13 protein-coding genes and 1 riboswitch are annotated in these 12437 nt (G+C 48.2%); of the genes, 4 read left to right on the top strand and 9 right to left on the bottom strand.

The window, feature by feature from the left end; translation table 11 throughout:
- The first annotated feature begins 353 nt into the window (after positions 1-353).
- Positions 354-803 carry an RNA recognition motif domain-containing protein gene (locus D515_RS15035; protein WP_002539763.1) on the top strand — a complete coding sequence of 150 codons (450 nt, stop codon included), beginning with the start codon at positions 354-356 and terminating at the stop codon, positions 801-803.
- Here the strand turns inward: D515_RS15035 and murI are convergent.
- The 4 genes from murI to D515_RS15015 form a co-directional block, all read right to left on the bottom strand.
- On the bottom strand, positions 781-1569 hold the full coding sequence (gene murI, locus D515_RS15030) for a glutamate racemase (protein ID WP_002539761.1): 789 nt from the start codon (positions 1567-1569) through the stop codon (positions 781-783). The genes D515_RS15035 and murI overlap by 23 nt on opposite strands.
- 65 nt (positions 1570-1634) lie before the next feature.
- Positions 1635-2297, bottom strand: a complete 663-nt coding sequence (locus D515_RS15025) for a Dph6-related ATP pyrophosphatase (RefSeq protein WP_002539760.1) — start codon at positions 2295-2297, stop codon at positions 1635-1637.
- A 47-nt stretch (positions 2298-2344) separates the two neighbouring features.
- Positions 2345-4156 carry a TonB-dependent vitamin B12 receptor gene (gene btuB, locus D515_RS15020; protein WP_002539758.1) on the bottom strand — a complete coding sequence of 604 codons (1812 nt, stop codon included), beginning with the start codon at positions 4154-4156 and terminating at the stop codon, positions 2345-2347.
- A 46-nt stretch (positions 4157-4202) separates the two neighbouring features.
- Positions 4203-4389: riboswitch (cobalamin riboswitch) on the bottom strand.
- A 76-nt stretch (positions 4390-4465) separates the two neighbouring features.
- Complete coding sequence (locus tag D515_RS15015; protein ID WP_002539756.1) at positions 4466-4993, bottom strand: hypothetical protein; 528 nt, start codon at positions 4991-4993, stop codon at positions 4466-4468.
- 149 nt (positions 4994-5142) lie between these two features.
- Between D515_RS15015 and trmA the strand changes: the two genes are divergently transcribed.
- Positions 5143-6249: a tRNA (uridine(54)-C5)-methyltransferase TrmA gene (gene trmA, locus D515_RS15010; RefSeq protein WP_002539755.1), complete on the top strand. Its 1107-nt coding sequence runs from the start codon at positions 5143-5145 to the stop codon at positions 6247-6249.
- Between the two features lie 56 nt (positions 6250-6305).
- Here trmA and D515_RS15005 read toward each other — a convergent pair whose 3' ends face one another.
- The gene (locus D515_RS15005) at positions 6306-6692 is read right to left on the bottom strand and encodes a YijD family membrane protein (RefSeq protein WP_002539753.1); all 387 of its coding nucleotides are present in this window, start codon (positions 6690-6692) and stop codon (positions 6306-6308) included.
- Positions 6693-6697: 5 nt separating this feature from the next.
- The gene (gene fabR / locus D515_RS15000; RefSeq protein WP_002539752.1) at positions 6698-7342 is read right to left on the bottom strand and encodes an HTH-type transcriptional repressor FabR; all 645 of its coding nucleotides are present in this window, start codon (positions 7340-7342) and stop codon (positions 6698-6700) included.
- 279 nt (positions 7343-7621) lie between these two features.
- Here fabR and D515_RS14995 point away from each other — a divergent pair, with 279 nt between their 5' ends.
- Both D515_RS14995 and sthA read left to right on the top strand, forming a co-directional pair.
- Entirely contained in the window at positions 7622-8596 is a 975-nt protein-coding gene (locus D515_RS14995) for a DUF2860 family protein (protein ID WP_002539751.1), read from the top strand.
- A gap of 157 nt (positions 8597-8753) precedes the next feature.
- Positions 8754-10169: a Si-specific NAD(P)(+) transhydrogenase gene (sthA, locus tag D515_RS14990; protein WP_039850161.1), complete on the top strand. Its 1416-nt coding sequence runs from the start codon at positions 8754-8756 to the stop codon at positions 10167-10169.
- Positions 10170-10244: 75 nt separating this feature from the next.
- On the opposite strand, the gene cysQ is transcribed toward sthA, so the two are convergent.
- The 3 genes from cysQ to D515_RS14975 all read right to left on the bottom strand — a co-directional run bounded on the left by cysQ (position 10245) and on the right by D515_RS14975 (position 12437).
- Positions 10245-11060 carry a 3'(2'),5'-bisphosphate nucleotidase CysQ gene (gene cysQ, locus D515_RS14985; RefSeq protein ID WP_002539749.1) on the bottom strand — a complete coding sequence of 272 codons (816 nt, stop codon included), beginning with the start codon at positions 11058-11060 and terminating at the stop codon, positions 10245-10247.
- A 62-nt stretch (positions 11061-11122) separates the two neighbouring features.
- The gene (nudE, locus tag D515_RS14980) at positions 11123-11674 is read right to left on the bottom strand and encodes an ADP compounds hydrolase NudE (RefSeq protein ID WP_002539748.1); all 552 of its coding nucleotides are present in this window, start codon (positions 11672-11674) and stop codon (positions 11123-11125) included.
- Between the two features lie 13 nt (positions 11675-11687).
- Complete coding sequence (locus tag D515_RS14975) at positions 11688-12437, bottom strand: type II secretion system protein N (protein WP_002539746.1); 750 nt, start codon at positions 12435-12437, stop codon at positions 11688-11690.

Genomic DNA, 12437 nt, shown 5'->3' with positions numbered 1-12437 from the left:
TTCGAAACAGCGCGTCAAGCGTTTATTTCAACTCAATTTTTGAGACCTTCGCCGTACCGATTTGAGTGGGCGTTTCCGCTGTGGAAGCCGCTCTCCGTGTCGGTGAGGCGGCATTATAGAGACTGGGATCACATTGGCAAGGGTTTTTATTGGTTTTTTTTTCGTTCGAACACAATTCAACCTAAACTTTGAAAAACACAACAAATTGCAACATTAGATAGCCGTCACATTCACTTACTAGCAATAAGAACTCAATATCCGTAATATCAACCCGACAATTGTATTTATTTTAGTCAGCATTGATTTCGATTCTTCATGCTATTTCTTCTAACCGACGTTTACTTTAGACGATTATGAAAACATCTATCAGCTTGCTTATTACTGCAGCCATCGCACTTCTTGGTGCATTGCTTTTAAAAAACTCCACTTTAATTGCCAGTACAGGTTATGCATTCGCACTTGGTGCAATTACAACAGGTATTGCCATTTCTCTTTTTTCTACTAAATCTTCAGGCGATATTTCAGAGTCTACCCCTTCCACCAGCAAAACCATCTATGTGGGCAACCTTCCTTACCGTGCAAATGAAAATGACGTGAAGGAACTGTTCTCTAAACATGGTGAGGTCTTTGCCGTGCGCTTGATGAAAGACAAGCGCACCGGGAAGCGACGTGGCTTTGGATTTGTCGTGATTGCAGCAGGAGATGCTGCTGATGCAATAGAAGCTTTGAACAACAGCGAATACGGTGAAAGGACTCTTAAAGTTAGAGAGGCGAATGATCCTAGAAAATCGGAGCGCGGCTAATCGTTGCAAAGCCCAACTTTTCTAACTCTTGATTTAGTGCTTCTTCTTCTTTCACTGGAGCGCTACTAAAAACAAAATGTTCAGCTTTACTGAGGGAGGTCATTTGATCTCCCTCTTTTAATAATGTCACTACGCGGTTGGCGATCGCTTTACCTGAATCAATTACCAGACATTGTTCGCCTAAAATGTCTTCAATTTCTTCACGAAGTAACGGGAAGTGTGTGCAACCCAATACAATGCAGTCTGTTTTATTTATAAACGGCGCTAGTACATCGCTTAATATTTTTTTATCGACCTTTCTGCCACGCAATTTCCCCTCTCCCATTTGTACGAGTTCCGTTGAACCCACCATTTCAACTTCGCAATCGGGCGCAAACTCTTTTACAAGCTGATGCGTATAAGGACGTCTTATTGTTGCGGGAGTAGCCAAAAGGCCAATGATTTTGGATTTACTGATTGCGGCAGCAGGCTTAATAGCAGGAACAACCCCGACCACCGGGACATTAAGCAGATCCCGCAGATGTGGCAGCACGAGTGTGCTTGCGGTATTGCATGCAATGATAACTAACGAAATATCCTGCTGTTGGCAAATCGCGGAGACCATTCTACAGACACGCTGGATAAGCACATCATCCGCCAATTCACCATAGGGAAAAGCTGCATTATCGAAGGCATACACGACATGCTGTTCCGGCAGTAGCTGAGCCACTTCCTTAAACACAGAAAGGCCACCTACACCAGAATCAAAAATCAGCACACTCTTCACGCTATAACCCTTTGTTATCCACTTGCGACGCAATCATACTTTGCACGTCAGCGAATTTGAATCTTTCACCTGACGAGATGATAGCTAAGGTGGTGGAATCTCCCTTCCCGCTGAAAACCTGTGATCTCAATATCCAGGGGATACTGAAAGCAAGGAGCATCGGTAACGATTGTGTGAAACTCCCCGTCTTCGCCACAAAGGTCACAGCCATCTGGAAGCTCAGCTAACAAATTGGCGTTATAGTCCCAGCCAAGAAACCTTCCATCCAACTGAGAGGTATCAACGGTAGAAAGTGTCGTCTTAATGCCTGAAGCAATGATTTCGTTTGCAAGCACCTCACTTCCCTCACCGAGCAATGGAAAAACACACTCCCAGCCCTGAGGTTCAATATAGCTTCTGCGGTATTCTTCTATGCCATTACAGAACATATCGCCAAACGCCACTGCATCGACATTTAGCCCACTACTGCGTATACCTTCGACAACCCTCTTCTGATAAACATCATTTGGAGGAAAGACTTCGTTCAGTTCGATAAGCACCAAAGGCAATCCAATACTTTCTGCCTGCACTTTGACAACATTGATGGGCGTGGCCTGGAAAGGAACAGTACCTGCCACGTAAGTGGTATAAAGCCCGACGACTTGATAACGATCGTCTTCCAGCAGTCGACACAGTGTCAGGGTTGAGTCCTTACCGGATGACCAACTGACAATAACGCGTTTTTTCATGTTTGTTCCTGAAAGTAAAAAGCCGCCCTTAGGCGGCTTAGTGAAGCTTAGAAGCGGTAGTCCATGCTGACATAAAACGTGCGTTCTGGTGCTGGGTAACCAATCACCATCTCATATTCTTTATCGAGCAGGTTGTCTACACGAGCATTCAAAGTAACGCTCTCTGTAGCGAAGTAGTTAACTGACGCATCAAGTAAGCTGTAAGAGCCAAGCTTAGTTCCTGAATTTTCGCGCTTACCAATGTATTGGTAACCCAGTGACACATCGAATTCATCGAAGTAAGCAATAGCAGTGTACTTATATGATTTCTTTGCTCGATAAGGAAGCAGGTTGTCTTCTTCATCTTTAGGGTCTTTAAAGTCAGCACTTAGCTGATGAGACAAGAATCCGGTATCAAATTCAGCTGTCAACTCAACACCTTTCAACGTACTCTCGCCATTCAGGTTGTTATAAGTGCGCGTGCTGTTGTCGTACTCAATCAAGTCATCAATCTTAGTGTTGTAACCCGTTACTGACCAATAAACCTCTTGAACAACACCATTCAAAGACAACTCAGCTGACTTTGAAGATTCAGGTTTTAGCTTAGAGTTTCCATAAAAGCTGTATAGCTGGAACAAGTTAGGCGCTTTAAATGCAGTACCATATGACATTTTAAGAACCAACTCTTCCGTCAGTCGGAAACCGGCTCCAAAGTTGTAAGTCGTTTCTGATCCAAACTGCTCGTTGTCATCTAAGCGGGCACCCACCTCGCCAAATACATTTTCAAAGTCAACAAGTGCAATACCATAGAACGCTAAGTTGTCGCGATCGTAGTCAGAGTTTGAAGCGTTGACTATAAATGTTTCTTTTCGATAGTCCGTACCGCCTCCAATTGTAACAACTTCACTGAGTTCGTATTGATTGTTCCACTGAAGATTTAACTGTTCCAAATCGTCCGGTTGCGCAGACCCCTTGCCATCCTTTTTCTCATAGTCATAGTCAGATTGATCTTGCCAGCTAACCTGAATCTGACTAGACAACAATTCGGATTCATAGTTGACGCCACCAGCGAAGGAGTAATTTTCAACTGTTGACTCTTTATACGAATAAGTTGTATTCCAAGAACCATCGTACTGGTAAACATTTTCAAAAGCGCGAGCGTTGGCAAAGACTGTCCAGTCTTGGTTTAGTTTTGAAACATATCCAATAAGGCCATTTTTAGTTTCAAACCCATGCTTGTCACCATCATTCAATCCTTGGATAGGATGAACGTTATAGCCGTCGTCACTTTCGTATCCTAAAGCCACATTCAGTTGGCCATTCTCACCTACTTTGAATCCACTCGAGCCTGAGGCTTCAACATAATCTCTGCTTCCAACCCCTGCAGTTAAACGAGTAGCTCGATCAGTGTCGTTGTTTGCACGTGTGATGATATTGATAACGCCGCCAATAGCCTCAGAGCCGTAAACAGAAGCTCTTGCACCACGCACGTATTCTATACGCTCGACAAAAGTGAGCGGCAATTGGCTAAAGTCGACAGTACCCTTAACAGCTCTTGTAAAACGAATGCCATCAATCAACACAAGTACTTGGTCAGAGTTAGCGCCACGAACCATAAGAGTGGCTAGTTGGCCTCGGCCACCATACTGAGAAACTTGAATCCCAGTCATTCGGCGGAAAACATCTGTAAGCGTTTTCGCCTGCATGCGATCGATATCTTGACGAGTAACAATCTCTACTTGGGCAGTCAGCGATTGCGTACTTTGTTCAAATCGGGAAGCAGTAACGACCATAGTGTCGTCAACAGAGGAAGTAGTAGATTCGGCGTGCGCAAACGCAGCCCATGGCAGCATACCTGCTGCAAGTAGCTTTTTAGACATATCAGATCCAAATATCGCGTGTATCCAATGATGTCAGGAGATCCTGAAACCATATTGTGACCCAGCTGATATTCGGACTTAGAGACGACCTACAGTGACGACTTCCCACATTCAGATGCAGTGTCTGGCTTTCGCCTTGTCACTTTCGTTTCTCTTTACCGCTGCGCGCCAGTTCCGGATTCTCACCGGATTCCCAGCTGGAGTGAAAGCGCGCAGAGTATAGAGGAGTCAGCGCGCCATTGATACATAGATATTGAGAACTTGGTCTCATTCGCCCGGGAAATGGGTGATTTGTGCTTGGCAGCGCTTTCAATAGCTGAGGCTGATAAACTCCACTTCTTCTACGTCCAGCTTCATCTTGATATACACCGTCAGTACGAAGAAGAAGTTAGCAAGCAGATTAGCGAAACGGGGCAGTACTGGCTCAAAGGTCACGCCGGATTCATCTAAGCGATGAAGCAGACGCACGGTTTTCTTTGAGCCCGTGCGGCACTGATGCAACGCCATTACACCAACCGGACCTCTTGGGAGCACAAAGCGGTTAATACGACCACGGCTTAATTCGTTGTAATGGTCGTATCTCGCATGCAGCCATTCCAAGTCTTCTTCAAAGATGGCCGTCTTCCCACGCACAGAACCATTAAGGTGATAGATTTTTGGATGAAGAGTTTCGAGATCTTCCCGCACATCATCAAAACCTTCCGGCAAGGTTGCTAGTGCCATCCCCACCAAACTGCAAAGCTCGTCAGTGTGGATTTCATAGTCGCAGGTCAAAGCCGACTCATAGATAAACGGATAACAAATTTCTTTGCGGTTCTTTGGTTTTCGAAAGCTCATGACAAGGCTCGGTCTGATTAAAGTGTGCCAATATTATCCCAAGGCACAGGTTTACGCTTCTACTGGCGAAAAAGTCAGCGAAAAGGCTGGACAATATGGTTCCGCTACTTACAATTTGCGCTCATTTTTAGTTATGCAGGTTAGGTAATATGAGCAATACCCTGATTGACACCACCCAATATCAGGCGCAATTGGACGAGAAAATCACGCGTATGCAAGACGCGTTTGCCGAGTTCAATGCGCCTGAGCTGGAAGTGTTTCCGTCTCCAGACAAACACTACCGCATGCGTGCGGAATTCCGTGTCTGGCATGAAGGGGATGACCTCTATTACATCATGTTCAATCAAGAGACCAAGCAGAAGTACCGTGTGGACCAGTTTCCGCAGGCAAGCCGCATCATCAACGATCTGATGCCTCTGCTGGTTGATGCTATCCGTCCGATTGAAAGCCTGCGTCGCAAACTGTTCCAGGTGGACTTCCTATCTACCCTGAGCGGTGAAGTACTGGTTTCAATGCTTTACCACCGTCAGCTTGACGAAGAATGGGAAGCAAATGCGCGCATGCTGAAGCAACGTCTGAACGATGAAGGCTTCAACCTGAACCTGATTGGCCGTGCGCGTAAGCAAAAGATCGTGATTGACCGCGATTACGTGGTGGAAAAGCTGAGCGTTAACGATCGCACCCTGACCTACCAGCAAATTGAAAACAGCTTCACCCAGCCAAACGGGAAAGTGGCAGAGAAGATGCTTGAGTGGGCAGTGGATTGTACTCAGGACAGCACAGGCGATCTGCTCGAACTTTATTGCGGTAACGGTAATTTTTCACTGGCACTGGCGGACAACTTTGATCGCGTACTGGCAACCGAACTGGCCAAGCCTTCTGTAGAGTCGGCACAGTGGAACATTGCAGCGAACAACATCGACAACGTCCAAATCATTCGTATGTCTGCGGAAGAATTCACGGAAGCGATGGAAGGTAAGCGAGAGTTCCGCCGTTTGCAGCAAGCCGGTGTCGATCTGAAGAGCTACAACTGCAACACCATCTTCGTCGACCCGCCGCGCTCAGGCATGGATGAGGGTACCTGCCGCATGGTGCAGGCTTACGACCGCATTCTGTATATCTCTTGTAATCCAGAGACACTGAAAGAGAACCTGGATATTCTGTCAGAAACACACCGCATCACACGTTTTGCGCTGTTTGACCAGTTCCCATATACCCACCATATGGAAGCGGGTGTGCTACTTGAGCGCAAATAAATGTTCAGAAACAGAAAAAGGCGCCTGAGGCGCCTTTTTTGTGTCTACTGCCAACATTACTCTTCGGCAGGGGTTTCTTCTTTCTTAGTGCCACCGACACTCAGCCAGCCCATCTTGAATGCCACCCAGAAAACCAACAGCATGGTCACGATAATTGGGAAGAAATTACCGCCAAGCTCTGGCACCTGCATGCGCACAAACGCCGTGTAGCCAAAGGCACCGACCAGGAAACAGGCAAACGCGATAAGCGGTGTGCCCTCGGTCAGTGGTTGGTTAACATGCTGCTGGTAAAAGCAGTACACCGCCAGAATAAAGGCAATGATCGGGAAAACGGAGAAAGCAACGCTATCGACGAAAAGCGTTGCCAGTGATGCGCTGCCACATAGACCTGCGACCACGGCGAGAAGGAGAAATTTACGCTCTGATTGGTGATTCTGTTCCATATTACTTACCTGCCTGAAGACAACTTATCCTTGAGAGCATTGCGTTCACGTTCTTTACGGTACCAGTAAGCGCCTTTCGCGATAATGCGCAGCTGGGTCACCAGACGTTCCGCGAGTTCAGCACGTGCGCGCTTGTCCAGATCCAGTGCTTCTGCACCTGAGCTGAATACCAATGTGACACATGCCTCTGCCTGATTATAGGCTTCATCTCGGGTCGATCCGCCTGTCGCCTGGAAATATTCCGTCAGCTCAGCGATAAAGTGTTGAATTTCACGTGCGACGGCTGCACGGAAAGCCGCTGAAGTACCGGAACGTTCACGCAATAGCAGCCTGAATACATTGGGGCTGCTTTCGATAAATTCCATAAAGGTTTCCACTGACGTTCTGACAACGCTACCCTCGGTGGCGATACGTTGGCGTGCCTGTCGCATCAATTGACGCAACAACAACCCCCCTTCATCCACCATGGTCAGGCCAAGTTCGTCCATATCTTTGAAGTGACGATAAAACGACGTCGGTGCAATACCGGCTTCACGTGCCACTTCGCGTAAGCTGAGACTGGAAAAGCTTCGGTCTGCGCTGAGTTGGCTAAAAGCCGCATCAATCAGCGTTCGCCGGGTTTTTTCTTTCTGTTGAGCTCTAATTCCCATCGTCAGTGTTTTACCTCATGAAATCTAACCGCAAACTATACTCGGTTTTTATAGTGAGTTCAGTGCTTATACTCAAACTACGTTAAGAAGCTTTATTGTCCTATTCATCAACTTGCCTCATTCAAAAAACCAAAACACCTCATTTAATGCCTTGCCAGTCCTTTTCATGCCATAACCCCAGCCAATACTGACAAATTTGAGTCATGTCGCTCATTTATTATTCGCTCTAAGATCAGCGCCATATGCTCATTCCTGTTAACGACACAGAAGGCCTGATTTATGAAACATGTAAAAGTTGCCACCTGCCTCCTCTTCGCGGGTTTCTCCTCAATAAGTAACGCACAACTGGCCAAAGAAGAAGGGGTGACTGGTGAGTTTTCCATGTTGGCGGGCATGTCTTCGACGAACTCAAATTTATCGACCTCTGGTGATGAGTATTTACCAAATGGCGCACAAAAACGCACCGAGGAGTTAATTGGGGGAGCGCTTGGCAACCTTACCTACACCTTTGGCGAAGACCTTAATAAACAGGTTTTTATTGGTACATCTCGTGAAGACATTGCCACGGGTCTCATTGCCCTGGAAATGGGTTATCGCTATTTGACTGATTCCGGCACTAAAGTGAGTCTGGCGTTCCTTCCAACCGTGCTCAGTGAAGAAGTGTGGAAGGATCCTTACAATTTTGACGCTGCAAGAGAAACTACTGACAGAACGGGCAACGCCTATCTTTTCTCACTCTCCAACATCAATGGTTCTGCCTACTCCGTTGATCTCGGCATCGCAAACATCAAGGTGGATGAGGAATTATCGGGAGTAACTCAAGACGCTCAACAACTGATGAACAGAGATGGCAACAGCTATTTTGGCAAGCTGAGTTACCAAGGCATGCTGACGCCAACAAGCGGCTATAGCGTTTCTCTTCGCTACCTGCACCATGACACTGAGGGTGATGCGATGGCCTATGATCACCTTGGTGCGGAAGGCACATGGTTCAAGCTCCATCAACGCCACAAGTTTGCAGCAACGCTAACTACCGGCTCATCAAAATACAAAGCGCCAAACCCTATATTTGAAGATGAAAAACGTTCAGATACGCATTACACAGCATTCGGTGCCTATGAGTATGCAAATCTGTTTGGTTTTGAGGATTTCTCGTTTGTCTCTTTAGCGAGCTACACCCATCACACCTCGAATATCGACTTCTATGATTACGATGAATATTTCTTCTCGGCAGGGTTTAGCGTCTTTTTCTAGGGCATTTCCTTTCGTATATGCATTTAGAGGCCTGTTTTTACGTTAAGTTGCGTGATCACCTACGCTGAATAGGAGCGAGTTGATTCTCGCCACGCCTTGTGAGCGCTACACTTAGCCCGCAATCCTTAACATAATGAAAACAAAAGGCCATACGGACATGAGCAAAGCGACCCCTACATCGTCTAACCATTTTGATGTCATCGTAATAGGTAGCGGCCCTGGCGGCGAAGGGGCTGCCATGGGCCTGACCAAAGCGGGCTTACGCGTCGCGGTGATTGAAAAAGAAGGTACCGTTGGCGGCGGGTGTACCCACTGGGGCACCATTCCATCCAAAGCGTTGAGACACACTGTCAGCCGTATTATCGAATTCAACCAGAGTCCGATTTATACCGGCGACAACAAACAGGTACACAGTACCTTTTCTGCCATTCTTGGCCATGCTCAATCTGTTATCGGCAAACAGACCCGCATGCGCCAGGGTTTTTATGACAGGAACCTCTGTAGCATCATTCACGGCAGCGCCAAGTTCAGCGGCACGCACGAAATTGAAGTGAAAGCCGCGGATGGCAGCGTCGACAAATACACGGCCGACAAATTCGTTATCGCGACAGGCTCACGCCCTTACCGTCCAAAAGATGTCGACTTCAGACATCCACGTATCTACGACAGTGACTCAATCCTCTCGCTGCAGCACGACCCTCGCCACGTCATCATCTATGGAGCAGGCGTTATCGGCAGCGAATATGCGTCTATCTTCCGTGGTCTTGGTATCAAAGTGGATTTGATCAATACCCGTGACCGCCTGCTCTCGTTCCTCGATAACGAAATGTCAGACTCGCTTTCCTACCACTTCTGGAACAGCGGTGTTCTTATCCGTAACGATGAGACCTACGAGAAAATCGAAGGCACCAAAGACGGCGTTATCTTGCATCTACAGTCCGGTAAGAAGATGAAAGCTGACTGTATTTTGTTTGCTAACGGCCGTACTGGTAATACCGATGCATTGAATCTGAAAGCCGTCGGCTTGAAGGCAGATTCACGTGGCCAGCTGAAAGTGAACGATAACTACGGCACCGAAGTAGAGCACGTTTACGCTGTTGGTGATGTGATTGGTTATCCAAGCCTTGCGAGTGCGGCTTACGACCAGGGTCGAATTGTGGCACAGGCAATTGGTGAAGGTCAGGCGAAAGGTCGCCTTATCGACCATATCCCAACCGGGATTTACACCATTCCGGAAATCAGCTCTGTGGGTAAAACCGAACAGGAGCTGACCGCGGCAAAAGTGCCTTATGAAGTGGGACGCGCGCAATTCAAGCATTTGGCGCGTGCACAGATTGCAGGCATGGATGTGGGAAGTCTGAAAATCCTGTTCCATCGCGAAACAAAGGAGATCTTGGGGATCCACTGTTTTGGTGAGCGTGCGGCGGAGATCATCCACATCGGTCAGGCGATCTTTGAGCAAAAAGGCGAAGGGAATACATTGGATTACTTCATCAATACTACCTTCAACTACCCGACCATGGCAGAAGCCTATCGCGTGGCGGCATTGAACGGCCTTAACCGTTTGTTCTGACTCACGAAGAAGCAATGAAAAAACGGAGCTTCTGCTCCGTTTTTTGTCTCTGGACGATAGTGAAAGGTGGCTAGGTTAACCTTCCAGCCTCACAATCTGTCGCCAAGGCAGTTCGGTATCGCCCAATACAATGAAATTCGGGTTTTCCAGTGAATCCCGCTCGTTGTAGGAAAGCGGTGAAAGCGTCATATCCAGAATTCGTCCACCCGCTTCTTCTACGATGCATTGGGTCGCCGCCGTGTCCCATTCACCCGTCGGGCCAAGGCGAAGGTAGCAATCCACCGCGCCTTCTGCGACTAAGCAAGACTTCAGCGCCGCAGAACCCAGAGGCACCAAATCATAGTTACGGCTAGGTTCAAGGCGGTCAGTGATCGCTTTAATGTCCTGACGACGGCTGATTGCAATCGACAGGGATGCGAGTTCATCTTCATGCTTGAGGATAGACAGGCGGTGCTTTTCACCATCCGGCATCACCTTCCAGGCACCATGACCTTTGGCTGCGTAGTAAGAGACCCCAGACACAGGACCATACACCACGCCCATCACCGGCTGATTGTTTTCCACCAGCGCGATAATGGTGGCAAAGTCGCCGCTCCCGGCAATAAACTCCTGTGTGCCATCCAGCGGATCCACCAGCCAGTAACGCTCCCAATTGCCTCTTTCAGCAAACGGAATCGAAGCGTCTTCTTCTGACAGCACAGGAATATCCGGGGTTAATACACTCAGGCGTTCAGTGACCAGTTTGTGCGCCGCGAGATCGGCGCTGGTCACCGGTGTGTCATCGCTTTTTATGTTCTTTTCAAATTCACCACGCTGATAGATATCCAGGATCACCTGACCGGAAGCCCGGGCAATCTCTATCACCGGCTGAAGCAGTTGTGACAGCTCCATGTAACACTCCTCTTGGGCTCTCACACTACGACTTTGTCCAATGGTCTTTGGTCACGAAGTGATCAACGGCCGGAAAGCTCTCTCAAGGCCAACAGTAATGCGGTAATACTGCGCGCTTCCCCAAAATCGACGTGAGATAACAATTCTTCTGCCTGCGCAACAGGCCAACGGACCAACTCCAACGGCTCGGGTTCATCGCCCTCGAGCTTCTCTGGGTATAGGTCCTGCGCCAGAAGCAGGGTCATTTTGCTGGAGAAGTAAGACGGTGCAAGCACCACTTCTTTCAGCGGGAACAACTGATGGGCACCGAAACCAATTTCTTCTTTCAGTTCTCGGTTTGCCGCTTCTAAGGCGGTCTCACCCGGATCAATCAGCCCCTTTGGAAAGCCTAGTTCATAACGTTCACTTCCGGCAGCGTATTCGCGCACCAGCAGTAAATCGCCGTTTTCTGTTACCGGTACGACCATCACAGCATTGCGACCGCTTGGCTTCATGCGCTCGTAAGTGCGCTCTTCGCCGTTACTGAACTTTAAATCCAAGGCTTCAATCTGAAACAGACGCGATTTAGCAACAACCTTGGCGTCCAGAATTTCAGGTGGAATCTGCTTTTTCATGCTTGCTCTCCCGTTAACCGCTGAAACTGAGGCGATAACGGCCTTCGCTGTCCGGCGTGCCTAAGAAACCAAGTTGGCCGCGCATCCTTTCCGGGAATGTCTCTCCCGGCGCAAACCAGCCATTCAGGCTATAGCGTTGATCCGGTGACAGCGAAATATTGAAATCAGTTTCAATCGCATCAGACGCACTGTCACCATCCATCACCAACTGACCTTCATTACAGGACAATTGCGCGACCACCAACCCCGGATCAATCGTGCCGATGGGTGAAGCCACGTTGCCTTGCGACCAGGCTAGGTTGCCAGAGAGCGATTCACAGAAAGGCTGTTGGTTAAACAGGTAATCGCGTACGGTTAAATCAAACTGTCCGGACAGACTAACAGGCATTGGATACGGAATAAACGACTGCACCACATTGGCAGACGCCGAGACCAAAAGGTTGTTCGCGTAGAGACCGCCCAGGCTGTATCCCAGATTTCCACGTGCTGACAAACCCGGCGAGCCAGAAAGGCGCAGTTCCACATCTGCTTTGCCGGTAAAGAGTTTCAGTGGGTTGAACTGCCACTTCAACGCGCCCATTTCCCTACCTTGAAACGTAAAATTAGACGCCGAGCCATTCCACAAGGTTCCCGATACGCCACTGAGCGCCAGTCCTTGCATGGGCGGAAGGTAACGCACAACCAGATTCGCTGGAATGTGCACCACAGCGCTCGAGATCAATACGACAAGAAAAAGCACGCTCCATAGGATCACACGTTTCAT

This window comes from Grimontia indica (assembly GCF_000333895.2).
Taxonomy (GTDB): Bacteria; Pseudomonadota; Gammaproteobacteria; order Enterobacterales; family Vibrionaceae; genus Enterovibrio; species Enterovibrio indicus.
The sequence above is the reverse complement of the archived record's forward strand: the minus strand, read 5'-3'. Positions and strand labels throughout refer to the sequence as shown.

Coding starts and splice junctions, on each gene's coding strand:
- D515_RS15015 (WP_002539756.1), bottom strand. CDS start 4,993: ATGAGCTTTCGAAAACCAAAGAACCGCAAAGAAATTTGTTATCCGTTT.
- nudE (WP_002539748.1), bottom strand. CDS start 11,674: ATGAAAAAGCAGATTCCACCTGAAATTCTGGACGCCAAGGTTGTTGCT.
- D515_RS15025 (WP_002539760.1), bottom strand. CDS start 2,297: ATGAAAAAACGCGTTATTGTCAGTTGGTCATCCGGTAAGGACTCAACC.
- sthA (WP_039850161.1), top strand. CDS start 8,754: ATGAGCAAAGCGACCCCTACATCGTCTAACCATTTTGATGTCATCGTA.
- D515_RS14995 (WP_002539751.1), top strand. CDS start 7,622: ATGAAACATGTAAAAGTTGCCACCTGCCTCCTCTTCGCGGGTTTCTCC.
- D515_RS15035 (WP_002539763.1), top strand. CDS start 354: ATGAAAACATCTATCAGCTTGCTTATTACTGCAGCCATCGCACTTCTT.
- fabR (WP_002539752.1), bottom strand. CDS start 7,342: ATGGGAATTAGAGCTCAACAGAAAGAAAAAACCCGGCGAACGCTGATT.
- D515_RS14975 (WP_002539746.1), bottom strand. CDS start 12,437: ATGAAACGTGTGATCCTATGGAGCGTGCTTTTTCTTGTCGTATTGATC.
- cysQ (WP_002539749.1), bottom strand. CDS start 11,060: ATGGAGCTGTCACAACTGCTTCAGCCGGTGATAGAGATTGCCCGGGCT.
- btuB (WP_002539758.1), bottom strand. CDS start 4,156: ATGTCTAAAAAGCTACTTGCAGCAGGTATGCTGCCATGGGCTGCGTTT.
- D515_RS15005 (WP_002539753.1), bottom strand. CDS start 6,692: ATGGAACAGAATCACCAATCAGAGCGTAAATTTCTCCTTCTCGCCGTG.
- trmA (WP_002539755.1), top strand. CDS start 5,143: ATGAGCAATACCCTGATTGACACCACCCAATATCAGGCGCAATTGGAC.